The 768-nt window shown below is 38.9% G+C and carries 2 protein-coding genes; both read left to right on the forward strand.

Going from position 1 to position 768, the window contains the following annotated elements:
- On the forward strand, nucleotides 1-290 hold a 290-nt coding region (locus tag IE867_RS14550), incomplete at its 5' end, for a transposase (RefSeq protein ID WP_192485417.1).
- Nucleotides 291-295: 5 nt separating this feature from the next.
- Nucleotides 296-768, forward strand: a 473-nt coding sequence (locus IE867_RS14555; RefSeq protein WP_192485418.1) for an IS3 family transposase, incomplete at its 3' end; no start/stop codon positions are given.

Below are 768 nucleotides of genomic sequence, written 5' to 3' on the forward strand. Positions count from 1 at the left end.
AAATGCCAGCTAAGAAGAATAAAAGCTATACAGCAGAATTTAAAGCCAAGGTTGCTTTGGACGCGATAAAAGGCGATTTAACGATTAATGAGATTTCCTCAAAGTATGGTGTGCATTCAACGCAGATCAATCGTTGGAAGCAGCAGGCTTTGGCATCATTAAAAACCTGCTTTAATGGTAAGCAAGAAAAAGCCTCACTAGACGCGCAACAGCAAATGGATAAGCTCTATCAACAAATAGGACAATTAACTTGTGAAAATGACTTTCTAAAAAAAAGTGTTTGGAGCTAAGTGTTATGCAGCGTAAAGCAATGATCGATGCTAATGACAGCCGCTTAAGCATGAGGCAGCAATGCCAACTTTTAAAGCTAAATCGTTCAAGCTTGTATTATCAAAGCAAGCCTGAAGATTCAGATAATGTCGAGTTGATGCGTCTACTTGATGAAGAGTACACAAGGCATCCTTTTAAAGGGGTTTTACGCATGACTAAATACTTAGAAGACTTAGGTTACCATGTTAATCCAAAGCGTGTGCGTAGGCTATTAAGAATGATGGGGATTATGGCTATTTATCCGCAAAAGAACTTAAGTGCATCGCACCCTGTACACAAGAAATACCCCTATTTACTCAAAGACTTAACGGTTGACCAAGCAAATATGGTTTGGTGTACAGATTTGACTTACATTCGCCTAAATCAAGGCTTTATCTACTTATCTGTGATCATGGATTGGTATAGTCGTTATGTGCTTAGTTGGGGACTTAGCAACTC

Origin of the sequence: Cysteiniphilum marinum (assembly GCF_014857925.1) — a bacterium.
Lineage (GTDB): Bacteria > Pseudomonadota > Gammaproteobacteria > Francisellales > Francisellaceae > Caedibacter > Caedibacter marinus.